Annotated in this window: 14 protein-coding genes; 7 read left to right on the top strand and 7 right to left on the bottom strand. The window is 58.7% G+C overall.

What is annotated here, in order from left to right; all coding sequences use genetic code 11:
* Positions 1-10: 10 nt before the first annotated feature.
* The 3 genes from EA797_RS07405 to der all read left to right on the top strand — a co-directional run bounded on the left by EA797_RS07405 (position 11) and on the right by der (position 3,385).
* Positions 11-652: a tetratricopeptide repeat protein gene (locus EA797_RS07405; RefSeq protein ID WP_122164464.1), complete on the top strand. Its 642-nt coding sequence runs from the start codon at positions 11-13 to the stop codon at positions 650-652.
* 4 nt (positions 653-656) lie between these two features.
* Positions 657-1,805, top strand: coding sequence for an outer membrane protein assembly factor BamB (gene bamB, locus EA797_RS07400; protein WP_122164738.1), 1,149 nt, complete (start codon positions 657-659; stop codon positions 1,803-1,805).
* Positions 1,806-1,906: 101 nt separating this feature from the next.
* Entirely contained in the window at positions 1,907-3,385 is a 1,479-nt protein-coding gene (gene der / locus EA797_RS07395) for a ribosome biogenesis GTPase Der (protein WP_122164463.1), read from the top strand.
* 3 nt (positions 3,386-3,388) lie between these two features.
* Here the strand turns inward: der and cysE are convergent, their stop codons facing one another.
* Positions 3,389-4,183 (bottom strand): serine O-acetyltransferase, encoded by a 795-nt coding sequence (gene cysE / locus EA797_RS07390; RefSeq protein ID WP_122164462.1) that lies wholly within the window; start codon positions 4,181-4,183, stop codon positions 3,389-3,391.
* A 162-nt stretch (positions 4,184-4,345) separates the two neighbouring features.
* Between cysE and EA797_RS07385 the strand changes: the two genes are divergently transcribed.
* On the top strand, positions 4,346-5,494 hold the full coding sequence (locus tag EA797_RS07385) for a pyridoxal phosphate-dependent aminotransferase (protein ID WP_122164461.1): 1,149 nt from the start codon (positions 4,346-4,348) through the stop codon (positions 5,492-5,494).
* Complete coding sequence (locus tag EA797_RS07380) at positions 5,482-6,276, top strand: amidohydrolase (RefSeq protein ID WP_122164460.1); 795 nt, start codon at positions 5,482-5,484, stop codon at positions 6,274-6,276. Before EA797_RS07385 ends, EA797_RS07380 begins: the two co-directional genes overlap by 13 nt.
* A gap of 12 nt (positions 6,277-6,288) precedes the next feature.
* On the opposite strand, the gene EA797_RS07375 is transcribed toward EA797_RS07380, so the two are convergent.
* The 6 genes from EA797_RS07375 to leuA all read right to left on the bottom strand — a co-directional run bounded on the left by EA797_RS07375 (position 6,289) and on the right by leuA (position 12,130).
* A complete protein-coding gene (locus tag EA797_RS07375) occupies positions 6,289-6,669 on the bottom strand; it encodes a DUF2784 domain-containing protein (RefSeq protein ID WP_122164459.1) in 381 nt (126 codons plus the stop codon).
* 2 nt (positions 6,670-6,671) lie between these two features.
* On the bottom strand, positions 6,672-7,298 hold the full coding sequence (locus EA797_RS07370) for a DUF2238 domain-containing protein (protein WP_122164737.1): 627 nt from the start codon (positions 7,296-7,298) through the stop codon (positions 6,672-6,674).
* 107 nt (positions 7,299-7,405) lie between these two features.
* On the bottom strand, positions 7,406-8,137 hold the full coding sequence (locus EA797_RS07365) for an endonuclease (RefSeq protein WP_122164458.1): 732 nt from the start codon (positions 8,135-8,137) through the stop codon (positions 7,406-7,408).
* A 104-nt stretch (positions 8,138-8,241) separates the two neighbouring features.
* Positions 8,242-9,096, bottom strand: coding sequence for a carboxylate/amino acid/amine transporter (locus tag EA797_RS07360; protein ID WP_122164457.1), 855 nt, complete (start codon positions 9,094-9,096; stop codon positions 8,242-8,244).
* Between the two features lie 104 nt (positions 9,097-9,200).
* Positions 9,201-10,259, bottom strand: coding sequence for an NAD(P)-dependent alcohol dehydrogenase (locus tag EA797_RS07355; protein WP_122164456.1), 1,059 nt, complete (start codon positions 10,257-10,259; stop codon positions 9,201-9,203).
* Positions 10,260-10,459: 200 nt separating this feature from the next.
* A complete protein-coding gene (gene leuA, locus EA797_RS07350) occupies positions 10,460-12,130 on the bottom strand; it encodes a 2-isopropylmalate synthase (protein WP_122164455.1) in 1,671 nt (556 codons plus the stop codon).
* Between the two features lie 317 nt (positions 12,131-12,447).
* Here leuA and EA797_RS07345 point away from each other — a divergent pair, with 317 nt between their 5' ends.
* On the top strand, positions 12,448-12,798 hold the full coding sequence (locus EA797_RS07345; RefSeq protein WP_122164454.1) for a DUF2946 domain-containing protein: 351 nt from the start codon (positions 12,448-12,450) through the stop codon (positions 12,796-12,798).
* Between the two features lie 51 nt (positions 12,799-12,849).
* Positions 12,850-14,955 (top strand): TonB-dependent copper receptor, encoded by a 2,106-nt coding sequence (locus tag EA797_RS07340; RefSeq protein ID WP_122164453.1) that lies wholly within the window; start codon positions 12,850-12,852, stop codon positions 14,953-14,955.
* Positions 14,956-14,991 lie beyond the last annotated feature (36 nt).

Raw genomic sequence — 14,991 nt, 5'->3', positions numbered from 1 at the left:
GAGTGACAGTGTGACCTCGGGTACCGATGAAGAACAGCTGGCGCAGGTCAAGGAATGGTGGCAGCGCAACGGCAAGCCTCTGCTGCTGGGGGGCGCACTCGCGCTGGTATTGGTGTTTGGCTGGCAGTTTTGGCAAAAGCATCAGATCAATCAGGCGCAAAGCGCATCGGCCACGTATCAGCAGCTGTTGAACGCGGCATTGAGTAATGGCGAGGTGGACACGGCGGAGGTGTCACGCCTGGGTAGCCTTCTGCAGAAGGAGTTCGCTGGAACTCATTACGCGCAGTACGGCAGCTTGTTCGTAGCCAAAGTAGCGGTTGAATCAGGCCGTCTCGATGAAGCAGCAAGCGAGTTGCAGAGCGTACTGAACAAGCCTGCCGACAAGACGCTCGAGGAACTGGCTCGCCAACGCCTGGCCCGTATTCTTGCCGCGCAGAACAAAGCGGAAGAAGGGCTCGCGCTTCTGGAAGGTAAAGCTGCTGAAGCGTTCGCTGCGAGCCGCGAAGAGTTGCGCGGTGATCTGCTGGTCAAGCTTGAACGGCCCGACGAGGCGCACGCGGCCTATTCCAAGGCGAAAGAATTGCTGTCGCAGGATGCCGCTATTGGTGGGCTACAGCTGAAACTGGATGATCTGGCTCGTGGAGAGGCGTGAATTGATGCGTTGGAAAACTGCAGCACTGCTGACCCTTGCCGTTCTGGCTGCTGGTTGCAGCAGCAACGACAAGAAAGAGCCTGAACCTGCCGAGCTGGTTAAGTTTGACGCCGAGATCCAGCTGAAAGAAGAGTGGAGCCGCTCCATTGGCGACGGCCAGGGCGAGACCTATAACCTTCTGACTCCCGTCGTGTATGGCAACGAGATTTTCGCAGCCGATATCGACGGGCTGGTCATGGCGATGGATCGCACAACCGGCAAGGTCAATTGGAAAAAGAAACTGGACGTCCCCGTTTCCGGTGCGGTTGGAGCGGGCTACGGTTTGATTCTGGTCGGTACCCTGCGTGGCGAAGTGTTAGCGCTGGATGTATCCACCGGTGAAGAGCGGTGGCGTAGCCAGGTCAGCAGCGAGGTACTTGCCGCACCAGCTGTAAATGGCGACGTTGTGGTAGTTCAGACCCAAGACGACCGCGTCATCGCGCTGGAAATCGATACTGGTGCGCAACGCTGGAGCTATGAAAGTTCACCCGCCGTTCTTACGCTGCGTGGTACTGGTTCACCGCTGCTGACTAATGAGCTGGCCATCGCCGGTCTTTCCAGTGGCAAGGTCGTGGCCTTGGATACCCGCCGCGGCCTACCGATCTGGGAGCAACGAGTTGCTATCCCCCAGGGTCGTTCCGAACTTGAGCGCGTAGTCGATATCGACGGTGGTCTGCTGCTTTCCAGCGGTACCCTCTACGTCGCTTCGTTCCAAGGCCGCGCCGCTGCGCTGGACCTGGAGAGCGGCCGTATCCTTTGGCAACGGGATGCTTCTACAGCAACTGGTGTCGCCATGGGATACGGAAGTGTCTATGTCAGCCAGGCCGATGGATCCGTGGTAGGTATCGATGAGCGCTCGAACACTGTGCTATGGACCAACGATTCGCTTCTGCGCCGCGAGCTCTCGGCACCTGCCGTGTTTTCCAGCTATGTAGCAGTTGGCGATAAGGAAGGTTATCTGCACTTCCTGAGTCAGGTAGATGGACGCTTCGTTGCGCGAACGCGTGTCGAAAGGGCGGGCGTACGCGCTCGGCCGGTTGTTGAAGGTGACTGGCTGTATGCCTATGGTAATGACGGCAAGCTTGTCGCATTGACCATTCGCCCGGCGGACTGACACCCGAATTCGCTTGGCTCCGCGTATGGCGGAGCGCTTATATCTGGCCGCTGCCTTGCAGCGGCCTTCGTGTTTTCTGAAATATCGCAGTGGAGAGCCGCATGGTTCCCGTAATCGCCCTGGTGGGCCGCCCGAACGTTGGCAAGTCCACCCTGTTTAACCGACTCACCAAGAGCCGTGACGCTATCGTCGCTGAGTACGCTGGTCTGACCCGCGACCGCCAGTATGGCGAGGCCAAATGGCAGGGTCGTACCTATATCGTTATCGATACGGGCGGCTTGACCGGGGACGAAGAGGGCATTGACGCCAAGATGGCCGAGCAGTCATTGCAGGCGATGCAGGAAGCCGATGTAGTGATGTTCATGGTCGATGCGCGTGCTGGCATGACGCCTGGCGATCAAATGATTGCCGAGCACCTGCGCAAGATGAACAAACGGCATTTTCTGGTAGCCAACAAAGTTGACAGCATTGACCCGGACATTGCACGAGCTGAGTTCAGCCCTCTAGGGCTTGGGGATGCGTTGCCGATTGCCGCCGCACACGGTCGCGGTATCACCCACATGCTTGAGCAAGCACTGGGAGTATTTCCCAAGGACAACGCCGAAGAAATCGAGGGTGAGGGCGAAGAGAGCGAACCGGTTGCCGAGGGTGAAGAGCTCAAGCGTATCCCTGGGCCTAGCGAGAAGGACGGTATCAAGATCGCGATCATCGGCCGTCCTAATGTGGGCAAGTCGACGCTGGTCAATCGCATGCTCGGCGAAGAGCGGGTTATCGTCTATGACCAGGCAGGCACTACGCGCGACAGCATTTATATTCCGTTCGAACGTGGTGATGAAAAATACACGCTGATCGATACCGCAGGTGTGCGGCGCCGGGGCAAGATCTTCGAGGCGGTGGAAAAATTCTCGGTGGTAAAGACGCTGCAGGCAATCCAGGACGCCAACGTGGTGATCTTTGTCATGGATGCCCGTGAAGGGGTGGTCGAGCATGATCTCAACTTGCTCGGTTTTGTTCTTGAAAGCGGTCGTGCGCTGGTGATAGCGCTGAACAAGTGGGACGGCATGGAGCCGAGCGAGCGTGATTACGTGAAGACCGAGCTCGAGCGTCGGTTGTTCTTTGTCGAGTTTGCCGATATCCACTTCATTTCGGCCAAGCACGGTACTGGGGTCGGTAGTCTCTACAAGTCCGTACAGGCTTCATTCACATCCGCCGTCACTCGTTGGCCTACGAGCCGATTGACGCAGATTCTCGAAGATGCGGTACGCGAGCATGCGCCGCCAATGGTCGCTAGCCGGCGCATCAAGCTCAGATACGCGCATCTGGGTGGTGCAAACCCGCCTCTGATCATCATTCACGGCAATCAGGTCGACGCGATTCCGAAGTCTTATACGCGCTATCTGGAGAACACCTATCGGCGGGTCCTCAAGTTGGTGGGTACGCCCATTCGCATCGAATACAAGGGTGGAGAGAACCCTTACGAGGGCAAGAAGAACACCCTCACCGACAGGCAGGTAAACAAGAAGCGCCGCCTCATGTCGCACCACAAGAAGGCTGAAAAGAAGCGCCGCGACAAGCGCTGAGTCTCAATTGCCTTCATCGCAGGACTGGTCCATGGCAAGGGCCGGTCTTGCATGCTTCGGCTTGCCAACGGGGCGCGCTGGGTTGCCTACCACAGTGGTATGCGGTGGAACAGCATGCAGCACTACACTGCCTGCGCCGATTTTCGCGCCTTCGCCAATTTCGATGTTGCCGAGAATTTTTGCCCCCGCGCCGATCATCACGCCGCTGCGCACCTTCGGGTGTCGGTCGCCGCTTTCCTTTCCTGTGCCACCCAGGGTCACGCCTTGCAAGATCGATACGTCATCGCCGACTTCAGCGGTTTCGCCGATGACGATGCCGGTTCCATGGTCGAGCATGATGCCCCTGCCTATGCGGCTCGCGGGATTGATATCAATGGCCAGGCGCTCGTTGCAGCGCGCTTGAATAAACAAAGCCGTCAAGCGCTCGCCCTGGTGTAGCAAGCGGTGTCCGATACGGTAAGCCTGCAGCGCGAGAAAACCTTTTGAGAACAGAAATACTTCGAGAGCGTTGTCGAAGGCCGGGTCGCGACTGACTATAGCGCTCAGATCGTGGCTCGCATGATCAGCCAGGGCCGGAATCTGGCAGAGGATGCCGGCGAAGCGGTCGAAAAGCGCAGCCTGCTGGTCTGGCGTGTCGGACAGCGCCTGGCTTACCCGATAAGCCAAAGCCCCCCCTAGGTCCGAATGATCAAGTATCGCCAGCTTGAACATCGTGCCCAGTGCAGGTTCCCTCTCCCGTGCAGTTTTGGCCTGCTCACGCAGTTCGTTCCATAACGAATCGGAAAGATCGAAAGGCATGTGAGCTCCTTTTTGATGGATGTAGGTCGGGCTGGATCGTGGAGTCAACTTTAGCAGGCACTAACCTGCTATGCCGTCCGCCCCTCGTATCAGGTCGCTTTGATCAGCTATGCTGTTTTCCCCTGCCGAGGCCCCGTACGGCAGGCCTGTCGGAAGGCTTTCATGCTCATCAGTAAATTGCCCAATGTAGGCACCACGATTTTCACCACCATGTCGCAGCTGGCGGCGCAGACCGGTGCGTTGAACCTGTCTCAGGGTTTTCCAGATTTCGACGGCCCGGACGCGTTGCGCGAGGCGGTAGGCCGACACGTTATGGCCGGACACAATCAGTATGCGCCGATGACTGGTTTGCCAGCGCTGCGCGACCAGGTGGCGATCAAAGTTGCGTCACTCTATGGTCGCCAGGTCAGCGCCGACAGCGAAGTCACCATTACGCCTGGCGCGACGCAGGCGATTTTCTGCGCAATCCACGCCGTTATCCGACCGGGTGATGAGGTGATTGTTTTCGATCCCTGTTACGACAGCTACGAGCCCGCGATGGAGCTTGCCGGTGGCCTGTGCATTCACCAGCCGCTTAGCCTGCCGGATTTCACTATCGACTGGCAAAAGCTGGCCGATGCAATTACGCCTCGCACTCGCATGATCGTCCTGAACACGCCGCATAACCCGAGCGGAGCGCTGATAGATCTGGCGGATCTGGACCGTCTGGCCAGCCTGATTCGCGACAAAGATATCTATCTGCTCAGTGACGAGGTCTATGAGCATCTGGTCTTTGACGGTCACGAGCACGCCAGTGTGCTTCGTCATGAGGAGCTGTATCAGCGCGCCTTCGTCGTCAGTTCTTTTGGCAAGACTTATCACGTCACAGGCTGGAAGACCGGCTATGTGGTTGCGCCAGCTGCGCTCAGCACCGAGTTGCGCAAAGTGCATCAGTACGTCAGTTTCACCGGCGTCACGCCATTGCAATGGGCGCTAGCGGAGTTCATGGCCGCGCACCCGGAACACCTGAGTGAACTGGCGGGGTTCTACCAGGCGAAGCGGGACCTTTTCTGCGACTTGCTGGCAGAATCGCGCTTCAGCTTTACCCGCGCGGCCGGTACTTACTTCCAGCTGGCGGACTACTCCGAGATCCGCCCCGAGCTGGACGATGTTGCCATGTCGCAATGGCTGACTCGCGAGCACGGGGTGGCGACCATCCCGATCTCCGTTTTCTATCAAACGCCTCCTGCAGAGTCGCGGCTGGTCCGCTTCTGCTTCGCCAAACGAGAGGAGACGCTGCGTCAGGCAGCGGAACGACTATGCGCGATCTGAACAATCTGCCGGACCTTGAGCTGGCTCTGATCCAGACCACTCTCGTCTGGCAGGATGCCGACGCTAATCGAGCGCGTTTTGTTGGCTTGCTGGATGAGGCCCGTGGCGCGGACCTCATTGTCTTGCCCGAGATGTTCACCACAGCATTCTCGATGAATTCCGCCGAGCTCGCGGAGCCTGAGGAAGGCCCCACCTACAGCTGGTTGCGCGAGCAGGCGGCCCGCGTTGAGGCCGTGATTACCGGGAGCGTAATCATCGAAGCCGCTGACGGCAGCCACCGCAATCGCCTGCTCTGGGCGCGGCCAGATGGTGAGATTTCGCACTATGACAAGCGTCATCTGTTCCGCATGGCAGGGGAGCACAAGCACTACACCGCTGGAGAGCAACAAGCGCTGTTCGAACTCCAGGGCTGGCATGTACGTCCGCTGATCTGTTACGACCTGCGTTTCCCGGTCTGGAGCCGCGATCCTCATGACACCGACCTGCTTCTCTACACTGCGAACTGGCCCGCTGCCCGACGCAATGCATGGAATCGCTTGTTACCGGCGCGTGCAATCGAGAACCTCTGCTATGTCGCGGCGGTGAACAGAGTCGGCGAAGACGGTAAAGGCTATCCCTACAGCGGGGACTCGCAAGTGCTCGATTATCTGGGCGACCCGCTGCTGGAGGCGGGAGCAGCCGATGGAGTGTTCCGCACAACGCTGCGTGCTCGGGATCTCGCGGCCTTTCGCAACAAATTCCCTGCCTATCACGATGGCGATTCCTTCGAGCTGAGACTTTAGTTTGGGTAGCCGTCAGTCAGCCGGCGCTGGCCTGCGTTGCCAGCGCCACACTACCCAGCCATAGATCAGCAGGTTGACGGTGACCACCACCGCGGCCAGCAGATACTGCACCGGTACGCTCAGCCAGGATGGATAAATCAGTGGCAGGAGGTACTGCTCCACGAAGCTGGTCTCATAGCCAGCGCCACCAGCGAGCTTGCGTAGATCGTTCTCCCAATAGGTGAGTGGACATAGCCGCCCGGTCAGCTCCACGAATATGCCCCACGCCATGGCTGGCAGATGCAGTATCAAAAAAGGTCGTTTCCAGGCCACAAGCAAGCCGCCGAGCAAAACGAAGACGATAAAGCCCAGGTGCAGGATGAGCACCGCATCAGCGCTGAGCCTATAGAACATAGCTACACGGCCCTGGCTGTCGGGACCGCAGGGTCGATCTGTCGGTCCTGAATTCGTGATAGCCAGCTGACCGACAGCAATGCGCCTAGCAACGCCATGAACATGTCCGATTGGGTGTCCCAGGGGTCCCCCTGCGTGCCGAGGAAATCATCCGCGCCTTGCCCTGCGAGCAGCGCAACCCACCATTCAATGAGTTCGTAGAACGCGCTGAACGCCAGTGCCACACAGAGTGAAAGGAAACCGAGCATTTTGCCGGGCGCTACATAACGCAAGCGCAGCAGTATTTCGCGAGCGAGCAGCGCAGGTGTAACGCCCTGTATGAAATGGCCTAGCTTGTCGTACGGGTTGCGGCTGAGTTCGAATAAATCCTGGACCCAGAAACCTGCCGGCACACGCGCATAGCTGTAGGTGCCGCCCATGATCAATATCAGGGAGTGGACAGCGATGACCCAGTAGAGCAACTGAGTCAAAGGGAATCGCCGGTAACTCCAAATCAACAACGGGGCGGCAATCAGAACCGGAGCGACCTCAAGCAACCAGGTTGCTCGATCATAGGGCGCGATGCCAGACAGGATCAGGGCGAGCAGCACGACCAGCGCGAGCGTTGTGTAAAGCGTCTTTTCCTGCATCGAAAGCTGCCAAGATTCGTCGGGATAGCCGGCAGAATGCCGCGTGCGACCTGGAGGACGCAACCACATCCTCTGAACGCCGCGCTGCGCTGTAACGTCCTGGTAGATCAGCCCTGGCCGCTCTTGGGCGTACCGGTATGTGAGATCGATCGGCTGCAGCGCCGCAGGTCGACCATGCCGACATAGCGGTTGGCGTTGCCCTGAGCACAGGCGACGCTGCGATTGCGCCACTGCTCCCATTCGCTGACCGGGTACTGGCGATTCCAGATGTCGTAGAGCCGGCGGTCTTGCTTGGACAGGCGCAACTGATAGCGTTCGCTCATGTATAGGTAAGTGCGAGCGATCGCGCCGCGGCTGTATTCCGGCGGCATGGCGGTGCGCTGTTTGAAGTTGACCACGAAGGGGCACGCGCCGTACTGGCTAGGCTTTTCGCTGAGCATCCCAAAACCGTAGTTGCTGCGGTCGCCATTCACCTCGCCGACTACCGGAACGAGATTGTGCAGATCGGCCTCGGCCTTGCTGAACACCGGGTCGCTCGCAGTGCAGTGCTTACGCCCGCCTTGTTGCCAACACTGCCGCTGATGGCCAATGACCCACGCAGGGACGATGTGCTCCCATTCCACGCGCGCAGCACGCTTGGGTTGCTTGCGCGGGATGTAGCCGCAGCCGGCAAGGTCGATGTTCTTGCCTTTGAAGGCGCAGCCGCAATAGAAGTCTACCGGGCGTTCGGCGTAGATGTTCCATGCCACTTTCTTCGCTTCGCGAAAGGTCCGCGGGGCGTCTGCATGAGTGGTAGTGGAAAAAAAGAGGACGAACAAAAACAAGCTGATGCGGCGCATGGGCTTCTCGACGACTGACTGAGAAATGCATCCATGCGGGACGTCGCATCTTAACTGTGTGCAAACAGAAAATCATTTTAAAACATAGGCTTGAAGGCTTTTTATCAAGCCGTTTGTCGGCCGAGACGGTTGATCCCAAGCGACGCAAGAATGATCAGCCCGCCAACCGTCAGCAGCAGCAGATTTGTTTTGGTGCCCCAAAACACGAGGTTGAGTACCAGCCCTACCGGTACCGCCATGTTGTTCATCACGGCCAGGGTTCCGGCATCAACCAGGGTGGCGCCCTTGTTCCAGCAGAATTGGCCCAATGCAGTGGCTAGTACGCCCATCCATACAAGCACGGCCCACTGACTCGTAGTCGATGGCAGTTTTTCGGGATTGCCGAACAACAGCCAGGCTGGCAGAACCACGACCAAAGCGCCCAGGAAGAAATAGCCGAAGCGCCGATGCAGTGGAATATCCGAAGGATATCGGCGTGTCAGATGCTTGTACCCGACTTGCCCGGCGGCAAAGGTGAAATTGGCCAGCTGCATCAGCAGAAAGCCTCCGAGGAAATCGCTGGATACACCGTCGTATCGGATCAGCCCTGCGCCGAATACGGCAACTGCGGCCGCCACCAGAGCCCAGGGATTGAAACGGCGATTGAGTGCATCGTCGATCAGCGTCACGTGCAGTGGGGTGAGCACAGTGAAAAGCAATACTTCGGCCACCGTCAGCACGTTGAAGCTGAGGTAGAGGCACAGGTAAGTGACACCGAACTGCAAAGCGCCTACCAGGGTCACGCCCGCAATGAAGCCAGGCGCGACGCCCCGCCAGCGTGTCAGAGGAAGGAACACCAGCCCGGCGAGCACGACTCGTGTCAGGACGGCGAAGTAACTGTCTACCTGGCCGGCCAGATATGCACCGATCAGATTGAAGGAAAACGCCCAGAGCAGCGTGACGAAGATCAAATAGCGCATACCAGGCTTCTCAGCAGAACGGGCGGCGACATTAGCCGCTCGGTCACGATCAGGGAAGCCTGGAAGGATGTTCCGCGCTTGACGCCCAGCTGTCGGGCCGAGACTCAGGCGGACTTCAACGAGGCCATATCGATGACGAAGCGGTACTTCACATCGCTTTTGAGCATGCGCTCGTAGGCATCATTGATGTTCTGGATATCGATCATCTCAATGTCCGAAACGATGTTGTGCTTGGCGCAGAAGTCGAGCATCTCCTGAGTCTCGGCGATTCCCCCGATCAGCGAGCCGGCCAGGCGGCGCCGTTTGAAGATGAGCCCGAACACGTTGGGGGAGGGGTGCGGTGACGCCGGCGCGCCCACTAGGGTCATGGTCGCATCGCGCTTGAGCAGTGAAAGAAACGCGTCGAGGTCATGTGGTGCGGCGACGGTATTGAGGATGAAGTCGAAGCTGTTTACATGAGCAGCCATCTCATCCTTGTTCCTGGAGACCACCACTTCGCTTGCGCCAAGACGCAGCGCATCCTCTTTCTTGTCGGGTGAGGTCGTGAATAACACCACATGTGCACCCATCGCATTGGCGATTTTTACTGCCATGTGCCCCAGGCCACCGAGGCCAACCACACCGACCTTCTGCCCTGGCCCGACTTTCCACTGGCGCAGCGGCGAATAGGTGGTGATGCCGGCGCACAATAGCGGTGAAACCGCCGCAAGGTTTTCTTCGCCGTGGGAGATTCGCAGAACGAATCGCTTGTCGACCACGATATGGTCGGAATAGCCACCAAGGGTATTTTCGCCTCCACCGAACGCGTGACCATTGTAAGTGCCAATGAATCCGTTCTCGCAGTATTGCTCCAGCCCCTCACCGCAGGATAGGCAGCTTTGGCAGCTGTCGACCATGCAACCGACGCCAGCCAGATCGCCCACCTTGAAGCTTTCTACCGAATCACCGACGGCCGTGACGCGGCCGACTATTTCGTGGCCCGGTACGGATGGGTAAAGCGTATTGTTCCATTCATTGCGTGCGGTATGCAGATCCGAATGGCAAACGCCACAGTAGAGGATGTCGATCTGTACGTCGTTCGGGCCGACAGCGCGGCGGGTGAAATTGAAAGGTGCGAGCGGTGTGCTTGCGTCGTTGGCCGCATAACCGATGGCTTGGCTCATACGTCTCCCCTGTATTCGGAGTGGGTGTGAAGACCTTCAAGCCTAAGGTGCGCGCATGCCAATGCGCTTGCACAATCCTGTCGATGACTGGTGCGTTTCTGCGAAAAGGGGAGGTGTGAAGTGGTAGTCGATTGCTGCGTCGACGCCGATGGAGGGCTGCAGTACGGAAGTGGCGAGCCCTTTCGGGCTCGCCTGTTGGATCAGGCCGCTTTGGCCTCTGCTTCGCGCAGGGCTCTGTTCAGCGCGCTGAACAGGGCACGGATGCTTGCAGTGGTGATGTTCTCGTCAATGCCAATGCCGTGCAACGCTCGCTCGCCATCGAGGCGCACCTCGATATAAGCGGCCGCGCGGGCATTGCTGCCGGCACCGATGGAGTGCTCGTGGTAGTCCATAATTTCCAGCTTGACCGGCAATCCGGCGACCAGCGCTTCCAATGGACCTTTACCGATGCCGCGCCAGTGCACGATCTCACCACCATTGGAGACCTCTACTTCTACCGCGCTCGTGCCGTTTTCTTCCTGCAGCCGATGGCTCTTCAGCGTGTAGGGGGCGGTCGCCTGTAAATATTCCTCTTCGAGCAAGGCATAGATCTGCTTGGCGCTCATCTCCAGCCCCAGACGATCGGTTTCCTTCTGGACCACCTGACTGAACTCGATCTGCATGCGCCGTGGCAGGCTGATGCCATACTCCTGTTCCAGCAGATAGGTGATGCCGCCTTTGCCCGACTGGCTGTTGACGCGGATGACCGCTTCGTAGCTGCGGCCGATATCGGCCGGGTCGATCGGCAGATAAGGGACTTCCCATATGTCGTTCGGGTCCTGCTGGGTGAAGCCCTTCCGAATCGCGTCCTGATGGGAACCGGAGAACGCCGTATGCACCAGATCTCCCACATAAGGATGGCGTGGGTGTACCGGTAACTGATTGCACTCTTCCACCACCTTGCGCACGGCATCGATGTCGGAAAAATCCAGCTGTGGATCGACACCCTGGCTGTACATGTTCAGCGCCACGGTCACCAGATCGACATTGCCGGTGCGTTCGCCGTTGCCGAACAGGCAGCCTTCTACACGGTCAGCACCTGCCATCAGCCCCAGTTCGGTCGCGGCAACGCCGGTGCCGCGGTCGTTATGGGTATGCAGGCTGATCAATACGCTGTCGCGCTTGTTGATCTTGCGCCCGAAGTACTCGATTTGGTCTGCATAGATATTCGGCGTAGCCGCTTCCACGGTGGCGGGCAGATTGAGAATCAGTTTTTTCGACGGGGTTGGCTGGAATACCTCGATGACTGCGTTGCAGACCTCGACGGCGAAGTCGGTTTCGGTGGAACTGAACACTTCTGGGGAGTACTCGAAGCGCCAGTCCGTTTCTGGTGCGGCTTCAGCCAAACGCTTGACCACCTGCGCAGCGGCGACGGCTATGCCCACCACTCCGGTCTTGTCCTGGTTGAAGACGATACGGCGGAAACTCGGTGCGGTGGCGTTGTAGTAGTGGACGATGGCCCGCTTGGCGCCCTTGAGTGACTCGAAGGTACGAGTGATCAAGTCTTCACGCGCCTGAGTCAGCACCTGAATGGTGACATCGTCAGGGATATGACCACCTTCAATCAACTCGCGCACGAAGTCGAAATCAGTTTGCGACGCAGAGGGGAAACCCACTTCGATCTCTTTCAGGCCGACCTGAACCAGTGTCTTGAAGAAGCGCATCTTCTTGGCCGCGTCCATCGGCTCGATCAAGGACTGGTTGCCGTCTCGCAGATCCGAGCTCAGCCAGATCGGTGCCTGTGTAATGGTCTTGGACGGCCAGGTGCGATCCGCGATGTCGATGGTTGGAAAGGCGCGATATTTCGTCGATGGATTCTTGAGCATGGTCATGGCGTTTCCCCGGGCGATCCTTTGAGCGAACGACTTGACTACCCGTATCGGGCAGCTGTCTATGGTGCAAAGTTATGACTTATTGGCTGGGTATTGCAACGTCAGATAAGAAATTGATGGTTTATGCCAATGAATAGAATATTTGAGATTTTTCTGCCGGTTTCGGGAGTAAAAGTCGTGCTTCATTGCTCCGGTAATCGCGTCTTCGTGTCGCAGCATCCAAGGCGATAGGGGCATGCGATCATCCAGTCGATCCCGTTGAGGTGGATCTTGCTCGACTAAAGGACCTGCCGGTGACACGCAAAGGGCTTTCAACGATGAGTTACTGGCTTGGCCTGTTCGCCATGCTGATAATTCATGTCGGCCCGGTGTATTCGGCATTCCAGGCTGCCGAGGCAAGCCTGCACGGTAACCATACCGGCTTAGAATCTTCGGCCCATGGGCATCACGGGTCGGCTAAAGCAGCTAGTCCGGCTTGGTTGTCAGGGTTGGATCTCTGCGGCTATTGCGAGCTGCTGGCGGCGAACCCGCCGCTTAGCCTGCGCGTGCAGCTGGTCCTGGTGCGGCACGAACCTTTCTACCTCCAGGCCATTCCCGCCCAACCGCTACCGTCGACGGTACGCCGAAGCAACGCAAGTCCACGTGCTCCGCCATCGCTCCACTGCTGACATTCACCAGCCGCCTCGTTGCGGTCATCCAATGCAGAAGTGGAATTCTCTATGTCCAGAAATAGTCATGACGGTCTGGCGCGTGAGCGCCTGTCCAAAACGTTTTCGATCCTGCCGTCCCGTCGGCGCTGGCAGCTAGCCCATGCGGCGCTCCTGGTTATGATCACCAGCGGTGCGCTGGCCGCCGAGGGGCATGCGCATCACTCGGATAATGCCGGTGCGATCGAGTTGGCACCGTTGGTTATCACGGGGGTTGCTCAGCAGTCGCCACTGACCGTCGTGACCGATCCGAAGATTCCACGGCAGCCAGTGCCTGCAAGCGATGCCGGGGATTACCTGCAGACCATCCCCGGCTTCTCCGCGGTGCGCGGCGGCGGCTCCAACAGTGATCCGGTGTTTCGCGGCATGTTCGGCTCGCGTCTGAAGTTGCTGTCCAATGGCGGCGAGATGTTAGGCGCCTGCCCGAGCCGCATGGATTCGCCAAGCTCATACATCACGCCGGAAAACTACGACAACCTGACTGTTATCAAGGGTCCGCAGACGGTACTTTGGGGGCCGGGTAACTCGGCGGCGACGATACTCTTCGAGCGAGATCCAGAGGATTTCACCGGGTTGGGCGGGCGTGTCGACGCCAGCTTCCTGGTTGGTTCTGACGGTCGTTTCGACCGCAATGTCGACGCCGCTGCCGGCAGCGACAAGGGTTACCTGCGGCTGCTGGCCAACCGTTCGGATTCGGACGACTACCAGGATGGGAATGGCGACAGGGTGCATTCTCGCTGGGACAAATGGAGCACCGATATGGTCCTTGGATGGGTGCCCGACGACGATACGCTTCTGGAATTGACGTTCGGTCAAGGCGATGGCGAGGCCCGTTATGCCGGTCGCGGCATGGACGGCAGCCAGTTTGATCGCGAGAGCCTTGCGCTGCGCTTCGAACGGGACAACCTCGCAGAAGTGCTACGCAAGATCGATGCGCGGATCTATTACAACTACGCCGACCATGTAATGGATAACTACAGTCTGCGCGCGCCATCCGGCATGGGCATGATGGGCCGGCCGATGGCGAGCAACGTGGATCGGCGTACCCTGGGCGGTCGCTTCGCTGCCACCTGGCAATGGGACACATATGAGCTTGTGGCGGGTGTCGATGCGCAACGCAACGAGCATCGCAAGCGAAGTTCCCAGTTCAACATGATGACCGGCACATTGACTGAACATGACCGCTTCGCCTGGACCAAGGACGCTGATTTTCACAGCTATGGCCTGTTCGGTGAGCTTACCCATGATCTGAACGGGGACAGCCGACTGATCGGCGGTGCACGTTTGGATCATGTGCAGGCCCGCGACTCGCGTGGAGCCAACTCCTCTGCCCTGGACAGCCGCAGCGACACGCTGCCAAGCGGTTTCATACGTTATGAGCACGACCTGCAAGCGCTATCGGCGACTGTCTATGCGGGACTTGGTCATACCCAGCGCTTCCCCGATTACTGGGAGTTGTTCTCCGGGGGAGCTGATGCGTTCGACAAGCTGCGGCCCGAAAAAACGACGCAGCTAGACGTTGGGCTGCAATACAGCCGCGGGCCGCTGGATGCATGGGCTTCGGCCTACATCGGCCAGATCCGCGATTACGTTCTGTTCAGCTACCAGACCAATATGATGGGCATCTCCACATCGACTGCCGATAACATCGATGCCCGCATCATGGGCGGGGAGGTAGGCGGCAGTTATCGCCTCTCGCCGAACTGGAAAAGCGACGCCAGCCTGGCTTACGCCTGGGGCAAGAACAGCTCTGATGGCGAGGCATTGCCGCAGATGCCGCCCCTGGAAGGGCGGCTGGGGCTGACGTACGAGCAGGGCGACTGGAGCGCTGCAACCCTTTGGCGGGTAGTGGCAGCCCAGAGTCGTATCGCTGCAGGGAAGGGCAACGTGACCAGCAAGGACTTCGATGACAGCTCGGGCTTTGGCGTGCTCTCGCTTAACGGGGCCTATCGGCTGAACCAACACTTCAAACTCAGCAGCGGGATCGACAATCTGCTTGATAAGGCCTATAGCGAGCACCTCAATCAGGCGGGCAACGCCGGCATCGGACTGCCCGCCGACGCGCGCATCAACGAACCGGGGCGCACTTATTGGGCGCGGGTTGATATGAGCTTCTGAACGAGGGATGGCTGTGCCCCGAAGCGAGGCCTCCTC

The organism is Stutzerimonas zhaodongensis, from assembly GCF_003696365.1.
GTDB lineage: Bacteria > Pseudomonadota > Gammaproteobacteria > Pseudomonadales > Pseudomonadaceae > Stutzerimonas > Stutzerimonas zhaodongensis.
The sequence above is the reverse complement of the archived record's forward strand: the minus strand, read 5'-3'. Positions and strand labels throughout refer to the sequence as shown.

What these genes read in the sequence shown, in the direction of transcription:
- cysE (WP_122164462.1), bottom strand. Translation starts at nt 4,183, where the DNA reads ATGCCTTTCGATCTTTCCGATTCGTTATGGAACGAACTGCGTGAGCAG.
- EA797_RS07345 (WP_122164454.1), top strand. Translation starts at nt 12,448, where the DNA reads ATGAGTTACTGGCTTGGCCTGTTCGCCATGCTGATAATTCATGTCGGC.
- bamB (WP_122164738.1), top strand. Translation starts at nt 657, where the DNA reads ATGCGTTGGAAAACTGCAGCACTGCTGACCCTTGCCGTTCTGGCTGCT.
- EA797_RS07375 (WP_122164459.1), bottom strand. Translation starts at nt 6,669, where the DNA reads ATGTTCTATAGGCTCAGCGCTGATGCGGTGCTCATCCTGCACCTGGGC.
- der (WP_122164463.1), top strand. Translation starts at nt 1,907, where the DNA reads ATGGTTCCCGTAATCGCCCTGGTGGGCCGCCCGAACGTTGGCAAGTCC.
- EA797_RS07385 (WP_122164461.1), top strand. Translation starts at nt 4,346, where the DNA reads ATGCTCATCAGTAAATTGCCCAATGTAGGCACCACGATTTTCACCACC.
- EA797_RS07380 (WP_122164460.1), top strand. Translation starts at nt 5,482, where the DNA reads ATGCGCGATCTGAACAATCTGCCGGACCTTGAGCTGGCTCTGATCCAG.
- EA797_RS07370 (WP_122164737.1), bottom strand. Translation starts at nt 7,298, where the DNA reads ATGCAGGAAAAGACGCTTTACACAACGCTCGCGCTGGTCGTGCTGCTC.
- EA797_RS07365 (WP_122164458.1), bottom strand. Translation starts at nt 8,137, where the DNA reads ATGCGCCGCATCAGCTTGTTTTTGTTCGTCCTCTTTTTTTCCACTACC.
- EA797_RS07340 (WP_122164453.1), top strand. Translation starts at nt 12,850, where the DNA reads ATGTCCAGAAATAGTCATGACGGTCTGGCGCGTGAGCGCCTGTCCAAA.
- EA797_RS07355 (WP_122164456.1), bottom strand. Translation starts at nt 10,259, where the DNA reads ATGAGCCAAGCCATCGGTTATGCGGCCAACGACGCAAGCACACCGCTC.
- EA797_RS07360 (WP_122164457.1), bottom strand. Translation starts at nt 9,096, where the DNA reads ATGCGCTATTTGATCTTCGTCACGCTGCTCTGGGCGTTTTCCTTCAAT.
- leuA (WP_122164455.1), bottom strand. Translation starts at nt 12,130, where the DNA reads ATGACCATGCTCAAGAATCCATCGACGAAATATCGCGCCTTTCCAACC.